Source organism: Nonomuraea sp. NPDC004186, from assembly GCF_053603495.1.
In genome coordinates this window covers 1-15,617 of the sequence record NZ_JBSGFQ010000103.1, presented here as the reverse complement: position 1 = coordinate 15,617, position 15,617 = coordinate 1, and the positions used below count along the sequence as shown (strand labels likewise).

The 15,617-nt window shown below is 69.7% G+C and carries 15 protein-coding genes; 8 read left to right on the top strand and 7 right to left on the bottom strand.

Features of this window, described 5'->3' with window-relative positions; all coding sequences use genetic code 11:
* The first annotated feature begins 185 nt into the window (after positions 1–185).
* Genes ACWEPL_RS50485 through ACWEPL_RS50470 form a run of 4 tightly spaced genes read left to right on the top strand, consistent with a single transcriptional unit; the run spans position 186 to position 5,779 of the window.
* Positions 186–1,163, top strand: coding sequence for an ABC transporter permease (locus tag ACWEPL_RS50485; RefSeq protein WP_350733761.1), 978 nt, complete (start codon positions 186–188; stop codon positions 1,161–1,163).
* A 1-nt stretch (position 1,164) separates the two neighbouring features.
* The gene (locus tag ACWEPL_RS50480; protein ID WP_363966662.1) at positions 1,165–2,004 is read left to right on the top strand and encodes an ABC transporter permease; all 840 of its coding nucleotides are present in this window, start codon (positions 1,165–1,167) and stop codon (positions 2,002–2,004) included.
* Positions 2,001–4,070 (top strand): ABC transporter ATP-binding protein, encoded by a 2,070-nt coding sequence (locus ACWEPL_RS50475; protein ID WP_363966660.1) that lies wholly within the window; start codon positions 2,001–2,003, stop codon positions 4,068–4,070. Before ACWEPL_RS50480 ends, ACWEPL_RS50475 begins: the two co-directional genes overlap by 4 nt.
* A complete protein-coding gene (locus tag ACWEPL_RS50470; RefSeq protein ID WP_452440559.1) occupies positions 4,067–5,779 on the top strand; it encodes an ABC transporter family substrate-binding protein in 1,713 nt (570 codons plus the stop codon). The genes ACWEPL_RS50475 and ACWEPL_RS50470 overlap by 4 nt, the downstream gene beginning before the upstream one ends.
* Here ACWEPL_RS50470 and ACWEPL_RS50465 read toward each other — a convergent pair.
* Both ACWEPL_RS50465 and ACWEPL_RS50460 read right to left on the bottom strand, forming a co-directional pair.
* Positions 5,767–6,654 carry an NAD(P)H-binding protein gene (locus tag ACWEPL_RS50465; RefSeq protein WP_363966656.1) on the bottom strand — a complete coding sequence of 296 codons (888 nt, stop codon included), beginning with the start codon at positions 6,652–6,654 and terminating at the stop codon, positions 5,767–5,769. The two genes, ACWEPL_RS50470 and ACWEPL_RS50465, sit on opposite strands and share 13 nt — an antisense overlap.
* Positions 6,651–7,697 carry a saccharopine dehydrogenase NADP-binding domain-containing protein gene (locus ACWEPL_RS50460; protein WP_452440557.1) on the bottom strand — a complete coding sequence of 349 codons (1,047 nt, stop codon included), beginning with the start codon at positions 7,695–7,697 and terminating at the stop codon, positions 6,651–6,653. The genes ACWEPL_RS50465 and ACWEPL_RS50460 overlap by 4 nt, the downstream gene beginning before the upstream one ends.
* An 85-nt stretch (positions 7,698–7,782) precedes the next feature.
* Between ACWEPL_RS50460 and ACWEPL_RS50455 the strand changes: the two genes are divergently transcribed.
* Positions 7,783–8,493 carry a TetR/AcrR family transcriptional regulator gene (locus ACWEPL_RS50455; RefSeq protein WP_452440556.1) on the top strand — a complete coding sequence of 237 codons (711 nt, stop codon included), beginning with the start codon at positions 7,783–7,785 and terminating at the stop codon, positions 8,491–8,493.
* Here ACWEPL_RS50455 and ACWEPL_RS50450 read toward each other — a convergent pair whose 3' ends face one another.
* The 4 genes from ACWEPL_RS50450 to ACWEPL_RS50435 form a co-directional block, all read right to left on the bottom strand.
* On the bottom strand, positions 8,494–8,919 hold the full coding sequence (locus ACWEPL_RS50450) for a peptidase inhibitor family I36 protein (protein WP_363966651.1): 426 nt from the start codon (positions 8,917–8,919) through the stop codon (positions 8,494–8,496). It abuts the gene before it with no gap.
* Positions 8,920–9,026: 107 nt separating this feature from the next.
* Positions 9,027–9,479, bottom strand: coding sequence for a hypothetical protein (locus ACWEPL_RS50445; RefSeq protein WP_452440555.1), 453 nt, complete (start codon positions 9,477–9,479; stop codon positions 9,027–9,029).
* The gene (locus tag ACWEPL_RS50440) at positions 9,428–9,652 is read right to left on the bottom strand and encodes a hypothetical protein (RefSeq protein WP_452440554.1); all 225 of its coding nucleotides are present in this window, start codon (positions 9,650–9,652) and stop codon (positions 9,428–9,430) included. The genes ACWEPL_RS50445 and ACWEPL_RS50440 overlap by 52 nt, the downstream gene beginning before the upstream one ends.
* A 265-nt stretch (positions 9,653–9,917) precedes the next feature.
* Positions 9,918–10,496: a TetR/AcrR family transcriptional regulator gene (locus ACWEPL_RS50435; RefSeq protein WP_449964484.1), complete on the bottom strand. Its 579-nt coding sequence runs from the start codon at positions 10,494–10,496 to the stop codon at positions 9,918–9,920.
* 109 nt (positions 10,497–10,605) lie between these two features.
* On the opposite strand from ACWEPL_RS50435, the gene ACWEPL_RS50430 reads away from it, so the two are divergent.
* Both ACWEPL_RS50430 and ACWEPL_RS50425 read left to right on the top strand, forming a co-directional pair.
* The gene (locus ACWEPL_RS50430) at positions 10,606–11,013 is read left to right on the top strand and encodes a nuclear transport factor 2 family protein (protein ID WP_355201006.1); all 408 of its coding nucleotides are present in this window, start codon (positions 10,606–10,608) and stop codon (positions 11,011–11,013) included.
* Positions 11,014–11,136: 123 nt separating this feature from the next.
* A complete protein-coding gene (locus tag ACWEPL_RS50425; RefSeq protein ID WP_452440553.1) occupies positions 11,137–13,575 on the top strand; it encodes a glycoside hydrolase family 3 N-terminal domain-containing protein in 2,439 nt (812 codons plus the stop codon).
* Between the two features lie 147 nt (positions 13,576–13,722).
* Here the strand turns inward: ACWEPL_RS50425 and ACWEPL_RS50420 are convergent, their stop codons facing one another.
* Entirely contained in the window at positions 13,723–14,244 is a 522-nt protein-coding gene (locus tag ACWEPL_RS50420) for a snapalysin family zinc-dependent metalloprotease (protein ID WP_350733745.1), read from the bottom strand.
* A 162-nt stretch (positions 14,245–14,406) separates the two neighbouring features.
* Between ACWEPL_RS50420 and ACWEPL_RS50415 the strand changes: the two genes are divergently transcribed.
* Positions 14,407–15,537 carry a hypothetical protein gene (locus ACWEPL_RS50415; protein WP_452440552.1) on the top strand — a complete coding sequence of 377 codons (1,131 nt, stop codon included), beginning with the start codon at positions 14,407–14,409 and terminating at the stop codon, positions 15,535–15,537.
* Positions 15,538–15,617 lie beyond the last annotated feature (80 nt).

The window sequence follows — 15,617 nt, the reverse complement described above, 5'->3', positions numbered from 1 at the left end:
CGATCTATTGCGAGTGACCTTACCGTTATGTCGGACGGTTTCTGACTGTTACATCTTTGCTTATATTCTGCGCGTTGATCGCCATCTCGTGGCAAGTGGTTTTTGCACCGCGAGACGGGTTTTCGTTGCGGGGACGCCACTCCGGCCCGGAGGTGCGCGCCCCCCGTCAGCGCGAACGGAGAGTAATGGGCAAGTACCTGCTCCGCAGGTTGGCAATAAATGTGGTCTTGGTCGCCATCGCGGCGAGTCTCGCGTACATGCTCGCGGCCACCACCATGAACCCGCGAGCCGCGTATCAGGCCCGCCAACCTCCCATCGCCGAGTCGGTGATCGACTCCACGCTGGACGCCTACAACATGAACGACAAGGTCCCGGTGCTCGTGCGGTACGGGACCTGGGCGAAGGGCGTCATCACGGGCGACTTCGGCAAGACCTGGAACGGCGGCTCGGTCAATGACGAGATGGGCCGCCGGATCTTCGTCAGCCTCCGGCTGCTGCTCATCGGCACGCTGGTGGGCTTCGCCGTGGGGGTGGCGTTGGGTGCGATCTCGGCGGTGAAGCAGTACAAGTTCAGCGACCGGTTAATAGGCGTCAGCTCTTTCGTGATCATGGCGATTCCGGTGTTCGTGCTGGCCACGGTGCTGGCCATCGCGACGTACAGCCTCAACGACGGGCTCGGGTTCACGCTGATCGAGTACACCGGCGAGTACAACCCGAAGCTGGCGGGCTGGGACCTGTTCCTCAACCGGCTGAACCACCTGATCCTCCCCACGATCTCGCTCAGCCTCGGTTCGATCGCGTTCTACAGCCGCATCCAGCGCAACATGATGCTCGACGTGCTGGGTCAGGACTTCGTCCGCACGGCGATGGCCAAGGGCCTGCGGCGCAGGACCGCGCTCACCAAGCACGCGCTGCGCACCGCGCTGATCCCCTCCGCCACGTACTTCGCCTTCGCGTTCGGCACGATGTTCACCGGTGCCACGTTCACCGAGAAGATCTTCGCCTGGCACGGCATGGGCGCCTGGCTGGTCGAGGCGGTCAACTCGAACGACGTCAACGCCGTCGCCGCGGTGACCTTCTTCACCGCCGTGTGCGTCCTGTTCGCCGCGTTCCTGTCCGACGTGCTGGTCGCGGCCCTCGATCCTCGGGTGCGGGTGAGCTGAGATGCGTTCGAAAGTCGTCCTGCGGCGCCTGTTCCGCAACAAGCAGGCGCGTTACGGCATCGCCGCCCTGTTGCTGCTGGTCCTGCTGGCGTACGTCGGCCCCTACTTCGGCTCGTACGACTGGACGGACAAGGACTTCATGGCCTTCCTGTCGGCTCCCGACGCCGACCACTGGTGGGGCACCACCTCGATCGGCCAGGACATGTACGCGGTCACGCTGCGCGGCATGCAGAAGTCGATCATCATCGGCCTGCTGGTCGCCCTGATCGCCACCGGACTCGCCGCGGTCGTGGGCGCGTTCGCCGGATATTTCGGCGGCTGGATCGACCGGCTGCTCATGTGGTGGGTCGACCTGCTGCTGGTTCTCCCGAGCTTCCTGGTCATCGCGATCGTCTCGCCGAGGCTGAAGGACGCCACCTGGCTGTGGTTCGTGGTGCTGCTCGCCGCGTTCTCCTGGATGATCACCTCCCGGGTGGTGCGGAGCATGACGCTCGCGCTCCGCGAGCGGGAGTACGTCCTGGCCGCCGTCTACATGGGCATCCCGCGCTGGAAGATCATCTTCCGGCACATCGTCCCCAACCTGTCCTCCTTGCTGATCATCGACGCGACGCTCAACGTCAGTGGCGCGATCATCGGCGAGGCGGCGCTGTCCTTCTTCGGCTTCGGCATCCAGCCGCCGGACGTCTCGCTCGGCACGCTGATCGCGGAGGGCTCGCGCAACGCCACCGGTTATCCATGGCTGTTCGTCTTCCCGGCCGGCCTGCTGGTGGCCATGGTGCTCGCCGTGAACCTGATCGGCGACGGCCTGCGTGACGCACTCGACCCGGGGAGCAATTCGTGAGCATCTTGGAGGTCAAGGACCTCACCGTCACCTTCCCCGGCGGCATCGAGGCCGTGCGCGGCGTCAGCTACGAGGTCGAGCGCGGCGAGGTGCTCGGCATCGTCGGCGAGTCCGGCTCCGGCAAGTCCGTGACCTCGCTCGCGGTCATGGGCCTGCTGCCGCGCAACGCCACGGTCAGCGGCTCGGTCAAGCTGCACGACCGCGAGCTGCTCGGCATGGACGAGGACCAGCTGATCAAGGTGCGCGGCAAGGCGATCAGCATGATCTTCCAGGATCCGCTGTCGGCGTTCACGCCCGTCTACACGATCGGCGACCAGATCGCCGAGGCCGTGCGCGTCCACCAGAAGATGGGCAAGGACAAGGCCGCCAAGCGGGCCGTCGAGCTGCTCGACCTGGTCGGCATCCCGAACCCGAACCTGCGGGCCAAGGCGTTCCCGCACGAGTTCTCGGGCGGCATGCGGCAGCGCGCGATGATCGCCATGGCCATCGCCAACGACCCCGACCTGCTGATCTGCGACGAGCCGACGACCGCGCTCGACGTGACCATCCAGGCGCAGGTGCTGGAGGTGCTCAAGACCGCGCAGCGGGAGACGGGCGCCGGCATCGTGATGATCACCCATGACCTGGGCGTCATCGCGGGCATGGCCGACCGGGTGCTGGTCATGTACGCGGGCAAGCCGGTCGAGCAGGGGCCGGTGGACGACATCTACTACCGGCCGCGGATGCCGTACACGATGGGTCTGCTCGCCTCGATCCCCAGGATCGACGGCGAGGAGGGGCCGCTCGTGCCCATCGAGGGCAACCCGCCCTCGCCGTCGGCGCTGCCGCCGGGCTGCCCCTTCGCGCCGCGCTGCCCGATGAAGGTGGACATGTGCGACGACGAGGAGCCGCCGCTGACCCCCTTCGGCGGTGGCCGTCACGTGGCGTGCATCCGCTCGCACGAGATCGAGCACAAGGGCCTGACCGGGGCCGACGTGTTCCCCGTGCCGGTCATCCCGCCGAGTGACGTGGTACGGGTGCCGCGCGCCGAGCGCGCCACGGTGCTCGAGCTCGACGACATGATCAAGCACTATCCGCTGATGAAGGGCGCGGTCTTCAAGCGCCGCGTCGGCACCGTGTTCGCGGTGGACGGCATCAGCTTCGACATCGCCGAGGGCGAGACGCTGGCGCTGGTCGGCGAGTCCGGCTGCGGCAAGACCACCACGCTCCAGCAGATCATGCAGCTCCAGCCGCCGCAGGGCGGGCGGGTCGTGGTGCTCGGCAAGGACAGCGCCAAGATCGACTCCGGGGGGCGCAAGGCGCTCAGGCGCGACCTGCAGATCGTCTTCCAGGACCCGATGGCCGCCCTGGACCCGCGCATGCCGGTCAGCGCCATCATCGCCGAGCCGCTGCGCGCGCACGGCCGGAAGAACGTGGACGCCCGGGTCGCCGAGCTGCTCCAATTGGTCGGGCTGTCGCCGGAGCACGCCGACCGCTATCCCCAGCAGTTCTCCGGCGGCCAGCGCCAGCGCATCGGCATCGCCCGCGCGCTCGCGCTGGAGCCGAAGCTGCTGGTGCTGGACGAGCCGGTGTCGGCACTCGACGTCTCCATCCAGGCGGGTGTGATCAACCTGCTGGAGGAGCTGAAGAACCGGCTGGGGCTGTCGTACCTGTTCGTGGCCCACGACCTGGCGGTGGTCAGGCACCTGGCCGACCGGGTCGCCGTCATGTACCTCGGCAGGATCGCCGAGATCGGCACGGTCGAGGACGTCTACGACCATCCAGCCCACCCCTACACGCAGGCACTGCTGTCGGCGATCCCGCTGCCGGACCCCGAAATGGAGCGAACCCGGAAGCGGATCCTGCTCGAAGGCGACCTGCCCAGCCCGGCCGACCCGCCATCGGGATGCCGGTTCCGTACTCGCTGCCCCAAGTTCGCCCTGCTCAGCGAGGCGGAGCGACGGCGGTGTGTGGACGAAGAGCCCTCGGTTGCTCGGCTCGCGAACGCTGTGGATCACGGCGCCGCCTGCCACTACGCGGAGGAGATCGAGGTCATCACGGCCTCGGACGATCAGGAGGAAAAGTGAAGGTTCGTTACCGTGCGGCTGCGGGCATCGCGGTCCTGGCCATGGCCGTCGCGGCCTGTGGCGGAGGTGGCGGTGCAGCCAAGAAGCCGAGTGCCGAGCAGTCGCAGCAGGCTCAGCAGCAGATGGCGGAGACCCCGTCGATCACCATCAACCCGGTCGCCTACGACCAGGTCAAGGACGGCGGCACGCTGACCCTCCCCATCGGGCAGTGGCCCACCCAGTGGAACATCAACCACGTCGACGGCAACCAGGCCGACACCGCGGACATGCTCGACCCGATCATGCCGCAGCTGATGTTGTCCGACGACAAGGCCAACTTCACGCCGAACCCGGACTACGTGACCGACGTGAAGAACGACATGTCGTCGGGCAAGCAGGTCGTGACCTACACGCTCAACGACAAGGCCAACTGGTCGGACGGCACGCCGATCACGTGGAAGGACCTCGAGGCCGCGTGGAAGATCAACAACGGTAAGGACAAGAAGTACAAGCCGGCTTCCACGGACGGTTGGGACAAGATCGAGTCGGTCACCAAGGGTGACTCCGACAAGGTCGCCATCGTCACCTTCGCCAAGCCGTACCTGGAATGGCAGGGCCTGTTCAACCGGACCACCAACCACCTTCTGCCCGCCGCGCACATGCTCGACGCGGACAAGTACGAGAACGACTACAAGCAGAAGATCCCGGTCACCGCGGGTCCCTTCAAGGTCGAGAAGATCGACGAGGGCACCAAGACGCTCACCCTCGTGCGTGACGACAAGTGGTGGGGCAAGAAGACCAAGCTCGACAAGCTCATCTACCGGACGATCAGCGACCCCTCCGCCGCGGTGAACGCTTTCGCCAACGGCGAGCTCGACGCCACGGACATCGCGGCCGGCGCTCCCGCCGACCTGAAGCGCGCCAAGGAAGTCCCCAACTCGGACATCCGCAAGGCGCTCAGCCCCAACTGGCGGCACATCACGGTCAACAACCAGAGCGCCAACCTGAAGGACAAGTCCGTCCGCCAGGCCGTCGCGTACGCGATCAACCGTGACGTGATCACGCAGTCGGACCTGAAGGACATGGACTGGCCGCTGCAGACGCTCGGCAACCACGTCTTCATGAACAACCACAAGGCCTACGTCGACAACTCCGGCGACATCGGCAAGTACAACCTGGACAAGGCCAAGCAGATGCTGGACGCGGCCGGTTGGAAGCAGGAGGGCGACTACCGCAAGAAGGACGGCAAGGAGCTGGACCTGACCTTCGTCATCCCGACGGACACTCCCGTCGCGAAGACCGAGGGCGAGCTCACGCAGGCCATGCTCAAGGAGGCCGGGGTCAAGCTCACGGTCCGACCGGTCCCCGTCGACAAGTTCTTCACCGACTACATCATCAAGGGCGACTTCGACCTGGTGCCGTTCACGTGGATCGGCACGCCGCTGCCGCTCGGTGGCCTGCCGCAGATCTACAAGACCGGCTCCGAGAGTAACTTCCCCAAGAGCAACGACCCTGAGCTCGACAAGGCCATCGAGGCCGTGGGGAACGAGACGGACCAGACCAAGGCCTACGAGCTGGCGAACGCCGCCGACAAGATGATCTGGGACCTGGTGCACACCATCCCGCTGTACCAGCGTCCGGAGATCTGGGCCACGAAGAAGACGCTCGCCAACTTCGGCGCTCGCGGCTACAAGTTCTACGACTGGTCGGCGGTCGGCTACACCGGCTGATCCCCGCCCGCACGGAACCCCCGGCCGCTCCTCGGCCGGGGGTTTCCCCATTCGTGCAGCGTCATGGGCGGGCGGCCGCCGTAGCGCTCGATGCTCTCGGTGACCCGGTAGAGCGGGTGGTCGCCGGAGCCGATGAGGCGGAAGATCGCCCAAAGGTGTGTCAGGTGCTCGACCGTGTACGGGTCACCGTAGGCGCCCAGCGCCCGCGCCTCCCACTCCTCGGGCGGCAGATCCGCGTACGAGAGCCCGAGCGCGTCCGCCGCCTCGCCGATCGTCGCCATCTGCCCCGTCACCAGGCACACCGGGTCGGCGGGTCCGGGTTCGAGCAGCAGCCCGGCGGCGACCCTGGCCACGTCCTCGCCCGCCACCAGCGGGATCCGCGTGTCGCGCGGCCCCAGCGGGAGCGCCAGCGTGCCGCCCGAGGCGGCGACGGACAGGTTCTCGAAGAAGACCGCGGCCCGCAGGTGCACCGCTCCCACCCCGGCCCAGTCGAACACCTGCTCCGCCACCCAGTGCCGGCGCATCCGCGGCGTCAGGGCCCCGGGGGACGCGTCGAGCTGCGACACCTCGACGACGCGCGCCACCCCCTCCTCCCTGGCCGCGGCGGCGAACACGCCGGTGGCGTCCAGCAGCCCCGCCGTCACCGGATAGGTGAAGAACGCCCTGCTGACCCCGCGCATGGCGGGCCGCACCGACGTGATCTCCCTGAGGTCGCCCACCACCACCTCGGCCCCGAGCTTGCGCAGCTCCTCGGCCCGGTGGTCGTCGGAGTGCACGAAGGCGCGCACCGCCTCGCCGCGCTCCAGCAGCAGGTTCGTGACGTGCCGGCCGGTCGAGCCCTGCGGGCCGCCGGCCGCGCCCGTGACCAGGATCATCGCTCCTCCTTGTCCGGCTTCTTCGGCAGGGTGAGGGTGAACAGGCCGAGCCGCTCCAGGTCGCGCAGGAACGGCTCCGCCGGGAACGCCTCGGCCGGGCCGTACACGCCGGGGCTCCCCGGGTCCGCGGCCAGGCGGACGGCGGCCTCCACCGAGGTCAGCGCGCTCATGCGCCACAGGTCGCGCCCGCTGACCTGCCCGGCCCTGCCGCCGTCCGCCGTGATCACCTGCGCGGCGACCGTGAACGCGGAGCCCGCCCGCGTGTCGGCGTCCGCGTCCTCGCTGCTGAACACCTGCTCCTCCTGGAACGTGTCCGCCGTGAGCTGCGCCTCGACCATGCGCGCGCGTACGTGCCTGGGGACCGTGACGACCTCGGAGAACGGGACGGGGGCGATCATCGTGCGCGGGCCGAGCGGCGGCGGGAACGGGAAGACGGCGTTGCGCGGCTCGACATAGCCGACGTGCTGCTCGCCGTCGGTGTAGGTGATGCGCCGCGTGTCGGCGAACAGCAGCTCGGCGGTCTGCTTCGCCCCCGTGGTCAGCCGCCAGCCGGACACCGCGTAGGCGGCGATCACCCGTTCGACGTCCGTCAGGCCGTCGGCCACGGCGGCGGCGAGCAGATCGCCTGTCCCGCCGTAGAAGCTCATCGCCGTGACCATGGTGATGCCCGCTCTCCTCGCGGGCTCCTGCATCGTGTCGAACATCCACTTCGTGTGGTGCTGCTCCAGGGCGTGGTCCACGTAGTGGCAGCCGCCCTCGGCCGCCGCCGTGGCGACGGGCTTGCCGGTGTGCGTGAACGGGCCCGCGCAGTGGATCAGCACGGTCGCCTGCTCCGCGAGCGCGCGTAACGCGGCGGGGTCGTCCAGCGGGGCCTGGTGCACGGGCGCCCCGCCGAGCTCGTCGGACAGGGCCTTGAGCGCTCCGCCGTCGCGACCGGCCAGGATGACCTCCTTGCCGCGGGCGCTGAGCTCCGCCGCGACCAGCCGCCCGGTGTGGCCCGTGGCGCCGTAGACGGCGATGCGCGGTGGGGACGAGGGGGACACGACTCACCTCCATGTTTCATACTGGCGGTACGTAACTGTTCTTCGAAGTTACGTACCGCGAGTATGTAAGTCAATGGGGAGCACGATGGTCCGCCGTACCCAGGCAGAGCGTTCGGACGAGACGACGGGGCGGCTGGTGCGGGCCGCGCGGAAGCTGTTCGGGGCCCATGGTTACGCGCTCACGTCGATCGATGCGGTGGCCGCCGAGGCCGGGGTGACCAAGGGTGCGGCCTACCACCACTTCCACGGAAAAGTCGCGCTGTTTCGGGCGGCGTTCGTGGGGGAGCAGGAGGAGGTCGCCGCCGAGCTGGAGCGGGCGGCCCTGTCGGAGCCCGACCCCTGGGCGGCGCTGCGGCGCGGCTGCCGCACCTTCCTCGAGCGCTGCCTCGACCCGGGATTCCGGCAGATCGTCCTTCTTGACGCGCCGTCGGTGCTGGGGTGGGAGACGGTCCGCGAGATCGAGTACGCCCACACGCTACGGGTCCTGCTCATCGGCCTCCACCTGGCCACCGCAGCCGAACAGCCCCCCAACGGCGGCTCGGCGAACGGGCGTGAGGCCGACGGCGACACGGCGGTTGGGGGTGCGGCCGACGGCGACACGGCGGTTGGGGGTGCGGCCGACGGCGACACGGCGGTTGGGGGTGCGGCCGACGGCGGCCTCTCCATGCGTGCGCAGCTCGTCTTCGGTGCGTTGTGCGAAGGCGGCATGCTGCTGGCCCGCTCCGCCGACCCGGCGGCCGACCTGCCGCGGCTCGCCGCGGAGGCCGACCGCTTCCTGGCGGCGCTCAGGCCGTGATCAGCCGTGCGAGTCGGTCTGTGCCGCCTTGACGGTCGCCCCCTCAGGGGGGAAGCACGACGGGCCGTTCGGGCCGTCGAAACGGACGGAGTCGAAGAAGTCGCGGAACGGGGTGTAGAAGTTGCCCTTCCCGCCGGCACTGGTCACGGCCGAGCAACCGCCGTAGTTCGCCTCCGAGTAGAGGTGGATGGTCGATCCCGTGCGGTTCCAGTCGGACTTGGCACGGTCGGCCATGTTGAGGGCGGCCAGGTCGGGGGTGTTGCTCTGGATCTGGACGATGTCGCCGGTGCCGTCCAGGCCGGAGAACAGGCAGTAGTAGTTGGTGGGGCAACGGTCATAGCCGTCGGCCGCCTGCGCGGGAACGGCCGTCAGCGCCAGGGCCGCGGCGGCGATCGGTAATGCCAGAATGTGAAGCTTCTTGCCCAACGTTCCTCCATGGGTGAAACTTTCTTTCGGATCGAACATACAGGGCGGGATCTTGTCAGGAAAGAGGGTCGAACAACGCCGCCGCCCCGCATCGGAGGGAACGGTGGTCAGAGGCGGGCGCCTACGTCCGCGCGCCGCCATCGCGCTCGCCGCATCAGATCCCCCAGTGCCCGGATCACCTGCTTACGCCGGTTCGACCCCTTCTTTGACCGGGCGAGTCGCCGTTGCAGCCGCACATACCGCCTCGCCTCACCCGCCGCGAGGAACCCCGTATCGCCAAAATCACCGCCGGCTGCATCCGGCGGCGGCACCATCGACGTCACGCCGCTCTCACCGGCGTGACGGCGATCGAAGAACTCCCCGTCACTGGTGACCGCGGCGGTGACCACTCCCCGGTCCACCCCGGCGTGCCGACCGGGACGAGCATGTCGGCTCACCTCGGCAAGGCCGTCGTCCCCCAGGAAGCTGATGAACCAGTGCTTGCCTTCGCGGGTCACGGTCGCCGACTTCACCTCGCCTTGCTCTTCCAGCGGACCTTCCAGGTGCCGTGCCTGCGGCACGCCTCGTCCAGATCCTTCAGCGTCTGCTGGATGACCTGCGCGGGAGCCTCGGCGAGCCAGGCGCAGTCCGGGTCGGTCTTCGCCTCGGCCAGCCGGCGGCACTGCTCGGCGTAGCCGATGAACGCGCCCCGGCGCCGATAGGCGCGGCGCTGCTCCAACCCGGTGTTCCACACGCTGCGGTAGATCCCGCCCAGCCGCTCGGGAACAGGCGCTGGCCGAGATCGAAGTCCAGCCGATACTTCCGGCCCGACAGCACGCGCGAAACACCTCCCCCGCAAGCCTCCCGCGCCACAGTAGTTCGAACATAGTATCGCCTAGTTCTTGAGCCAGGAAGCGGAATGCCGGCACTACCGGCCTGGACGTCCCGGGTCCGCCCTACGCGCTACGGTCTGTCTCAGCTCCACCGGGTCATCCCTTGACGGGGATCGCATCCAGGTTTCACGCCGCCCCCATCGCCCGGAGGCCGTGGATGAACAGCTCCAGGTGGCGCCGGGCGAGCGCGTGCTTGGCCTCGTCCGGGAGCGGCCCGGGGAGGGGGCGGGAGATCCGTACGAGCATGGTCGTGATGTCCATGAACGTGACACCCTCCGGCAGCGTGCCCGCCGCGTGAGCGTCGGAGATCATCCGGCGTATGGTGCGGGCGGACTCCTCGCGCACGGGTGCCAGCAGCGGGTCGTTCGCCGGGTCCACCGCGTCGAGCAGGGCCGGGAGCACGGCCGAGACGCGCAGTTCGAGCGCCGCGCGCAGGTAGCGTGCCAGCGCCTCGAACGGGTCGCGCTCCTCCTCGGCCGCCGCCCTGGCGGCGGCGGCCGTCCTGGTCAGGGCGTCGAGCGCGACCGCGCGGAGCAGGGCGTCGCGGTCGGGGAAGCGGCGGTAGAGCGTGGCGCTGCCGACCCCGGCACGCCGGGCGATGTCGTCGAGCGGGACGTCGGGGCCGCGTTCGGCGACCATGTCGCGGGCGGCGAGCAGGATCTGCTCCAGGTTGCGCCGCGCGTCGGCCCGCATGGGCTTGGTCATCACACTCACCAGCATATGGGGGAAAACTCCCCGGTTGGGGTTGTGCCGATTGCCGGTATCTGCCAGATTTAAGTGGGGAGAATCTCCCCGGTTAAGAGAGGGGCAGATCATGAGCAGTCAGGAGCAGGTGCTCGACCTCGTCCGCCGCTGGGCGCGGGCCGAGTTCGACGGTGACGCGGACGCCTTCGACGACCTCCTCGGCGACGACTTCGCCGGAATCGGTCCTGTGGGGTTCAAGCTGGACAAACGGCAGTGGGCGGGCCGGCACCGGGGCGACCTGAAGAACCACCACTTCGAGATCCTCGACCCGCAGGTGCGCCTCCATGGCGACACCGCGATCGTGGGCGGCGTGCAGGAGCAGCGCACTTCGGTCAGAGGGCACGAGGTCAACGACTCGTTCCGGCTGACCCTGGTCGCCGTCAAGCAGGGCGAGCGCTGGGTGATCGCCAACATCCAGCTCAGCGGCCCGCTCCAGGACCCGTCCGCGCCGCCGCCGTTCGCCCGTAAGCAGGGGTGAAACTTTCACCTCGTTTGCGCTGCTGGGGGTTGTGGGTGCGGGCTGGGCCCTGGGCGGCGGCACCGGCGTGTTCTAGAGTCATGGGAGCGCTCCCACTTGTGGCCCACAACCTCTGGACGTGCCATGAGCAGCAGACAGTGGGCGATCAGGGCGGCCGTGCCGCTGCTCGTCGCCGCCGGACTGGTCGTTCCCCGGGCGTCCGCCGCGCCCTGGTACGGGGCCGCCCCCTACCAGGACCCCAGCCTCCCCGTGCCCACGCGGGTGGCCGACCTCATGTCCAGGATGACGCTGGACGAGAAGCTCGGCCAGATGACCCAGGCCGAACGCGGCTCGGTCAGCAACTCCGACGTCACCACGTACCGGCTCGGCTCGGTGCTGTCGGGCGGCGGCTCCGCGCCGTCGCCCAACACGGCCGCGTCCTGGGCGGACATGTACGACGGATTCCAGAACGCGGCCCTGGCCACGCCGCTCCGCATCCCCATCCTCTACGGGGCGGACGCCGTGCACGGCCACAACAACGTCGTCGGCGCCACGATCTTCCCGCACAACATCGGCCTCGGCGCCACCCGGGACCCCGCCCTCGTCGAGCGCATCGGCCGGGCGGTGGCCGAGGAGGTGTCGGGCACCGGCGTCGACTGGGACTTCGCCCCCTGCCTGTGCGTGGCCCGCAACGACCGGTGGGGCCGCACGTACGAGTCGTTCGGCGAGACGCCGGAGCTGCCCTCGTCCATGGCCACGATCGTGACGGGCCTGCAGGGAGCCACGCTGAACGGTCCCGCGTCCGTGCTCGCCACCGCCAAGCACTACGTCGGCGACGGCGGCACCACGGGCGGCGTGGACCAGGGCGACACCCAGCTGTCCGAGGCCGACCTGCGGGCGATCCACCTGCCGCCGTTCAGGGCCGCGGTGGAGCGCGGGGTCGGCTCGGTGATGATCTCGTTCAGCAGCTGGAACGGCGCCAGGCTGCACGGACAGCAGTACCTGATCACCACGGTGCTCAAAGGCGAGCTGGGATTCTCGGGGTTCGTGGTCTCCGACTGGAACGGCATCGACCAGATCGACGGCGCCCCCGGCACGTCCGCGCTCGACGTGCGCACCGCCGTGAACGCGGGCATCGACATGGTGATGGTCCCCACGGCCTGGCGCCAGTTCATCGACCTGCTGCGGGCCGAGGTCCAGGCCGGCCGGGTGACCACGGCCAGGGTCGACGACGCGGTACGGCGCATCCTCACCAAGAAGTTCGAGCTCGGGCTCTTCGAGAAGCCGCTGACGGACCGCTCGTACACCTCGACCGTGGGCAGCGCCGCGCACCGCGCGCTGGCCCGCGAGGCGGTCGCCAAGTCGCAGGTCGTCCTGAAGAACGCCGGCAACGTGCTGCCGCTCGCCCGCAGCGGCAAGATCTTCGTGGCGGGCCGGAGCGCGGACAACATCGGCTACCAGAGCGGCGGCTGGACGATCTCCTGGCAGGGCTCGTCCGGCAACATCACCCCCGGCACCACCATCCTGCAGGGCATCAGGAACAGCGCGGGCTCCGGCACGACCGTCACCTACAGCCAGGACGGCACCGGCATCGACTCCTCCTACCGCGTCGCCGTCGCGGTGGTCGGCGAGCCGCCGTACGCCGAGGGCCAGGGCGACCGGCCCGGCAGCCTGGGCCTGGACGCCGTGGACCTCAACACCATCGCGAACCTGCGCGCGTCCGGCGTCCCGGTCGTCGTGGTGCTGGTCTCGGGCCGCCCCCTCGACGTCGCCTCCCAGCTGTCCGGCTGGAACGCGCTGGTCGCCGCCTGGTTGCCGGGCACCGAGGGGCAGGGCGTGGCGGACGTGCTGTTCGGGTCCGTCCAGCCGACCGGCAAGCTGCCGGTGACCTGGATGAGCAGCGCGTCCCAGCAGCCGATCAACTCCGGGGACGGGAAGACGCCGCTGTTCCCGTACGGGTTCGGTCTGGCGTACGGGCAGGGGGACTCCACCCCGCCCACCGCGCCAGGCACGCCCGCGGCCTCCGCGGTCACCTCCTCGTCCGCGACCCTGACCTGGGCCGCCTCCAGTGACGACGTGGGGGTGACCGGGTACGACGTGGTCCGCGTACAGGGCTCGACGGAGACGGCCGCAGCCACGAGCGCGACCGCCTCGGTCACCGTCACGGGGCTGGCGGCGGGCACGTCGTACACCTTCGCCGTGTACGCCAGGGACGCGGCGGGCAACCGCTCGCCACGCTCGGGAACGGTGAGCGTGACGACGTCCGGCGGCGGCCAGACGGGCGGCTGCACGGCCACCGCGACCGTGCAGAGCCAGTGGAGCACCGGGTACGTCATCCAGGTCGCGGTGACCAACACCGGCACCACGTCCCTGACCGGGTGGGGCGTCACGTTCACGCTGCCGCCCGGGCACGCGGTCACCGGGTCGTGGAACGTCACGATGACCACGTCCGGCCAGGCCGTCAGCGCCCGCAACGCCGCGCACAACGGCTCGCTCGCACCGGGGGCGAGCACGTCGTTCGGCTTCCAGGCCAGTCGCCCGAACGGCGACACCCGCCTGCCGTCCGGCTACGCCTGCGGGTGACGCGGACGCGCTATGTCCGGTTACGCCTGTGAGTGACGGCGGATCGGTATGTACGGCTAGGTCCGGCGGGTGACGGCGGATCGGTATGTACGGCTACGTCCGGCGGGTGACGGCCGACCCGGTGCGTCCGCCGTCACCCGGGAGAGGTCAGCGGTCGACGTGCAGTTGACCGAACTCGACCTGCGGCGCGCTTCCGGCGAAGTTGCGGTCGACCTCGGCCCGCTCGGCGGCGCTAGGGTTCGCGTTGGTGCAGCTCACGGGCGCGCTCGACCCCGACATCAGGTCGGAGCACAGCCCGGTGCGCCGGTCGGGCAGGCCCAGGATGTGGCCGATCTCGTGGGTGGAGATGCGCAGCGGGTTGTAGCCCTGCGTGGTGGCCTGCCGGCCGATCCAGACCGTGCCGCGGCCCAGGCTGGTGGGCAGCGCGCGCGGCCAGCCGTTGTCGGCGTACACGACGAAGTCGGCGGGCGTTCCCTGGACGAGCCGGACGTTGACGACGCTGGAGTTCCAGAGCTGGGCCGCCTGGTTCACCACGGACACGAACTCGGCCGCCCTGCTCGCGTCGTACCTGACGACCCTGACCAGGGCCGCGGCCTGCGCGGGCGCGGTGACGAGCAGGAACGTGAGGCCGAGTAAGAGGGAGAGCGCGAGACGAAGGGGTCTGGGCACGGAGCCTCCTCCGGGAGTTGGGGGTGCCGCCACGGTATGCGCGCCCTCCGCCCCGGGAGAGGTACCAGATTGCCCCTATCGCGGTGATATGGCGTGCGCGCCCTGTCCATCGCGACGCGCAGCCGAATGAAAACTGTCAGTGGTCGAACGCATACTCAGAGCATGCAGGATGAGCCTCTCGAACTCGGCGAGATCGCCACCCCCACCTGGAATGTTCACAACGACAAGATGGCGGAGGTCGGTTTCCTGACCATCGCCAGGCGGCTGCCGTCGCTCGTGGCACAGGCGATGCGCATGGCCTGGGGCGCGAGCCCGCGCGACACCCTGGCCACGATCACGCTCAACCTCCTCGGCGGCGTCTTCACGGCCTTCGGCCTGCTGGCGACCACCGGCGTCCTCAGCGCCCTCTTCAGCGAGGGCCCGACCCCCGATCGCGTGCTGGCCGCGCTGCCCAGCCTCGCCCTGGTCGGCGGCGCGGCCGTGCTGCGCACGACCGTTCAGGCGGGCGCGGGCTGGGCGGAGTCCCGCCTGACCCCCCAGATCACCCGGCTGACGGAGGAGCGCCTGTTCGGGCTGACCAGCCGGGTGGAGCTCGTGGCCTACGACGACCCGGAGTTCCACGACGCCCTCGAACGCGCCAGGGCACGCGGCGCGGGCGTGGCCGACTGGGTGGTGTCGTCGGCCATCGACGTGGTCACGGCCGCGGTCGGCATCGCGGCCGCGGCCGGCGTGCTCGGCCTGCTCCACCCGGTGCTCCTGCCGCTGCTGCTGCTCGCCGTCCTGCCCGACGCCTGGGCGGCGGTCCGCAGCGCGCGCATGCGCTACGCGACCATGTACGGCCTGATTCCGGCCCGCCGCCGCAAGTGGATCATCGCGGAGCTGCTGGCCGAGCGCGAGGCCGCGGCCGAGGTCCGCTCGTTCACCATGCGCGGCTTCCTGCTGCGCATGTACGACGCGGTGGCCAGGGCCGAGCAGGACGTCCTGCTCCAACTGGCCAGACGCCAGACCTTCGCCCGGCTCGTCGGCGAGGCCCTCGGCGGCCTCGGCACCGCTCTGGTCTACGTCGCCCTCGGCGTGCTCCTGGCCCTGGCCGCGATCCCGCTGGCGGTGGCGGGCACCGCGGTCCTGGCGATCAGATCGGGCCAGAGCTCGCTGAGCAGTTTCCTGTACGCCACCAACAGCCTCTACGAGCAGGGCCTCTACTTCACCGACTTCCTGGAGTTCTGCGAGGACGCCGAGCGCCGCCTGACCGGCCCCCGCCCGGCCGCGGCCCCGATCGGCCCGGCTTGGTGAGCACTTCGTGCATCTCCCCCCACAACGGATCGGTGATCCCGAGCAGGGTCAGGTCGCGTTCCGTCATCTCCTCCAGCCGC